The organism is Pseudomonas sp. Sample_9 (genome assembly GCF_004307535.1).
In the GTDB taxonomy this organism is placed as follows: Bacteria; Pseudomonadota; Gammaproteobacteria; order Pseudomonadales; family Pseudomonadaceae; genus Aquipseudomonas; species Aquipseudomonas mercuritolerans.
Map to the genome: position 1 here is coordinate 1 of NZ_RAZO01000101.1, position 4,133 is coordinate 4,133.

The following is a 4,133-nucleotide window of genomic DNA, read 5'->3' on the forward strand; positions in this document are numbered from 1 at the left end:
GCCGCTGGCAGCCCTGGCGTCGAACACAACACCCAAGCGTTCCTCGATGCCCTCGCCGCTGGCGGTGGTCGTCCGCTGGAGCAACTGAGCCCGAAGGACGCCCGTGCGGTGCTGACCGGTGCCCAAGCTTCTGTGAAGGTTGATCTGTCCGGTGTGGAAGTCAGCGACAAGGCGATCAAGGTCGATGGCCGGACCCTCAACCTGAAAGTGGTGCGCCCGGCCAAGGTCAAGGGCGAGTTGCCGGTGTTCATGTTCTTCCACGGTGGCGGCTGGGTACTGGGCGATTTCCCGACGCACCAGCGCCTGATCCGTGATCTGGTGGTCGGCTCGGGCGCTGTTGCGGTGTATGTCGATTACACGCCATCGCCGGAAGCGCAGTACCCGACCGCGATCAACCAGGCGTACGCCGCGACGAAATGGGTGGCCGAGCACGGCAAGGACATCGGTGTCGATGGCAAGCGTCTGGCGGTGGCCGGCAACAGCGTCGGCGGCAACATGGCGGCGGTCGTGGCGTTGATGGCCAAGGAGCAGAAAACCCCTGCCCTGCGCTTTCAGCTGTTGATGTGGCCGGTGACCAATGCGCAGTTCGACGACGGTTCGTACCAGCAATTTGCCGAGGGCCATTTTCTCACCAAGGGCATGATGCAGTGGTTCTGGGACAACTACACCACCAACCCGGCCGAGCGTGCGCAGATCCATGCCTCGCCGCTCAACGCCAGCAGCGAACAGCTCAAGGGCCTGCCCGCTGCGCTGGTGCAGACCGCCGAGTTCGACGTGCTGCGTGATGAAGGTGAAGGTTATGCGCGGCACTTGGATGCGGCTGGCGTGCCGGTGACCTCGGTGCGCTACAACGGGATGATTCATGACTTCGGCCTGCTCAATCCGCTGAGCCAGATTCCCGAGGTGAAAGCTGCGGTGCGTCAAGCGGCTGCAGAACTGAAAACTCATTTGCAGCCTTAACCGCAAAAGATCGCAGCCTTCGGCGGCTCCTACAGGAAAACGCATTCCAAAGTAGGAGCTGCCGCAGGCTGCGATCTTTTTTCTCACCAGCGTCGCGGAGTACCGGTCATGACTCTTTTCTACGCCCACCTGCTGTCCTGGAGCACTGTGCTGTTGCTGCTCGACGCCGCACTCTGGCACTTCTCGCCCTTCAGCCACCGTGCACCGCGAGTCGGCGTACGTCTGGCAATGTTTCTGGCATTCAGCGCGCTGGTGATCAACGCCGGTGTCAGCCCGTTGCAGGCGCCGCTGTTCGCCGATGATCGCGTGGCGCAGCTGGGGGCGACGGCGCTGGGGATTCTCTGGTGGTTGTACGCAGCACGGGTGCTGACCGAAGTGATCGGCCTGGCGCTGATGCGCCGCATCGGCCACAGCGGTCGCTTGCTGCAGGACGTCATCGGCGCGCTGGTGTTTCTGGTCGCCATTGTCGCGGCGGCCGGCTACGTGCTGGAGCTGCCGGTCAAAGGTCTGCTGGCCACTTCCGGGGTGGTCGCCATCGTGGTCGGTCTGGCGCTGCAAAGCACTCTCGCCGATGTGTTTTCCGGCATCGTCCTCAACACCACCAAGCCGTATCAGGTGGACGATCTGGTGATGATCGACGGCGTCGAAGGCAAGGTCTTCGATATCGACTGGCGCGCCACGCACCTGCTGACCAGCGCCGGCACCATGGCTGTGGTGCCGAACTCGGTGGCGGCCAAGGCGAAGATCGTCAACCTCAGCCGGCCGAGCAACATGCACGGCGTATCGATCAGCATCCAGGTGCCCAATCACATTCGTCCGCGCCGGGTACTCGATGCCCTTGATCGCACCTTGCAGGGCAGCAGCTCGCTGTTGCTCAGCCCGGCGCCGAAAGCCGTGCTCAAAGAGGCCGGCGAAACCATGTCGGAATACGTTGCCAGCGGTTTCATCGCTGAGCTGGGCAAGAAGAGCGAAGTGCGCAATCAACTTTTCGACCTCGCCCACCGCCATCTCGAAGCGGCGGGTATTTCCCGGCATCCCGACGGCGTGATCGAACCGTCGAGCCGTGCTCGCGCATTGCTGGATGAAGTGAAGATTTTCCGCTCGCTGAGCAGTGACGAACGCGATCGCCTCGCTGAGTCGATGGTCGCGCAGCAGTACACGGCCGGTCAGGTGGTGCTGGATCTGGAGGAAGTGCCGGACAGCCTGTTCGTGATTGCCACGGGCGTGGTCAGCGCGACGGTGCCGGACGGCAATGGCCAGACCGAGGCCGGGCGCATGGGGCCGAGCGAAGTCATGGGTGAGCAGAGCATTCTTGCCGATACACCGTCGCAAGCGACGTTTACGGCGCTGACGTCGAGCATCATCTATCGTCTCGACAAACAGTTGACCCGTGAGTGCATGGACAAGCGCAGCGAAGTCGGCCAGGCCTTGAACAAGTTGCAGGCGGTGCGTCAACAGAACAGTCGCCTCGCGTTGATGGCCAAACCGGTGGCGGTGAAGAAAGGTGGATTTCTGGGGTGGTTGCAGAAGCGTTGAAGCGCCAAAAATCAAGATCAAAAGCCTTCCCCTCACCCCAACCCTCTCCCCCAAGGGGGCGAGGGGGAAAGGGAGCCGATCTCCGGGCCTTTCAAGACCGAAGCTCGGCTCGGTATTGCAGGTCGGCGTATCCCGAACAAGCCCCTCGGTCAGTCCCCTCTCCCTCCGGGAGAGGGTTAGGGTGAGGGGCTTTTGACTTTCGACCAGATTACTTGGCAGTGAACTTGGTGTAGCTGTTGATCAGGTTGCGATAGTTAGGTAGACGCTCGGACAGCAGATGCGCCAGGCCTTCCATGTCGTTGCGCCAGTCGCCTTGCAGCTCGCAGGCGACAGCGAACCAGTTCATCAAATGCGCACCGGCGGCCGACATCCGCGCCCACGCTGCCTGTTGGACGGTGGTGTTGAAGGTGCCCGACGAGTCGGTGACGACGAACACTTCAAAGCCTTCAGCAATCGCCGACAGGGTTGGGAATGCCACGCAAACGTCGGTCACTACACCGGCGATGATCAGTTGCTTGCGGCCGGTGGCCTTGATCGCTTTAACGAAGTCTTCGTTGTCCCAGGCGTTGATCTGGCCAGGACGCTGAATGAACGGCGCGTCAGGGAATTGCTCGAGCAGTTCCGGCACGATCGGGCCGTTGGGGCCTGCGTCGAAGCTGGTGGTCAGAATGGTCGGCAGCTTGAAGAACTTGGCGATGTCGCCCAGCGCCAGCACGTTGTTCTTGAACTCGTTCGGCGAGAAATCCTGCACCAGCGAGATCAGACCGGTCTGGTGGTCGACCAGCAGGACGACGGCATCATCTTTGTTCAGACGCTTGTAAGGAACGCTCATGGCAAAACTCCTGGATGGATGGTTGTTGCGGTAAGCGCCGGCCCTGATGACCGGCACTTTTTTCAAACTCAGAACGCGAAGCAGGAACAGCCGAACGCGCCCCAGAAACCGGCGAAATCGCTGACCGGCGCATTCGACATCCGCGCTTTTTCATGGCTGTGGGTGTGCACGGCGCATGGCCCGCTGCACTGGTGAACCTGCGCTTGCAACGGCGAGTTCGGGCGCCAGTGGCCCGGGACTTTGACTACCGGCGACCAGTCCGGCAGCACCGGAATCGAGCGCGGGCCGAGGTCTTCGAAGTCGCCGGCGGCGTAGACAATCTTGCCGCCGACCACGGTCATCACCGACTCGATCCACTTGATCGCTTCTTCTTCAACGCTGAAGAAATCCGCGCTCAGTGCAGCGAGGTCTGCCAGTTGGCCGACGCGGATCTGGCCCTTCTTGCCCTGCTCCGAAGAGAACCAGGCGCTGCCGTGGGTGAACAGTTCCAGCGCAGTGCTGCGTGGCAAACCTTCTTCGTACAACTCCAGACCGCCAACGGTGCGGCCGCTGACCATCCAGTACAACGAAGTCCACGGGTTGTAGCTGGACACGCGAGTGGCATCGGTGCCGGCGCCGACCGGCACGCCTTCAGCGAGCATGCGCTTGATCGGCGGCGTGGCTTCGGCGGCTTGTTTGCCGTAGCGATCGACGAAGTATTCGCCCTGGAACGCCATGCGATCCTGAATCGCAATGCCGCCGCCCAGCGCTTTCACGCGCTCGATGTTTTGCGGGGTGATGGTTTCCGCGTGGTCGAAGAACCACG

4 protein-coding genes are annotated in these 4,133 nt (G+C 62.0%); 2 read left to right on the forward strand and 2 right to left on the reverse strand.

The window, feature by feature from the left end; all coding sequences use genetic code 11:
- Both D6877_RS05280 and D6877_RS05285 read left to right on the forward strand, forming a co-directional pair.
- Positions 1–960 (forward strand): alpha/beta hydrolase (locus D6877_RS05280; RefSeq protein ID WP_130910085.1); only part of this gene is annotated, 960 nt, incomplete at its 5' end.
- A 108-nt stretch (positions 961–1,068) separates the two neighbouring features.
- A complete protein-coding gene (locus D6877_RS05285; protein ID WP_130910086.1) occupies positions 1,069–2,496 on the forward strand; it encodes a mechanosensitive ion channel family protein in 1,428 nt (475 codons plus the stop codon).
- Between the two features lie 208 nt (positions 2,497–2,704).
- On the opposite strand, the gene ycaC is transcribed toward D6877_RS05285, so the two are convergent.
- Complete coding sequence (gene ycaC / locus D6877_RS05290; RefSeq protein WP_016774080.1) at positions 2,705–3,328, reverse strand: isochorismate family cysteine hydrolase YcaC; 624 nt, start codon at positions 3,326–3,328, stop codon at positions 2,705–2,707.
- Between the two features lie 68 nt (positions 3,329–3,396).
- Positions 3,397–4,133: amidohydrolase family protein (locus tag D6877_RS05295; protein ID WP_153189063.1), on the reverse strand; the 737-nt coding region annotated here is incomplete at its 5' end.

What these genes read in the sequence shown, in the direction of transcription:
- ycaC (WP_016774080.1), bottom strand. Translation starts at nt 3,328, where the DNA reads ATGAGCGTTCCTTACAAGCGTCTGAACAAAGATGATGCCGTCGTCCTG.
- D6877_RS05285 (WP_130910086.1), top strand. Translation starts at nt 1,069, where the DNA reads ATGACTCTTTTCTACGCCCACCTGCTGTCCTGGAGCACTGTGCTGTTG.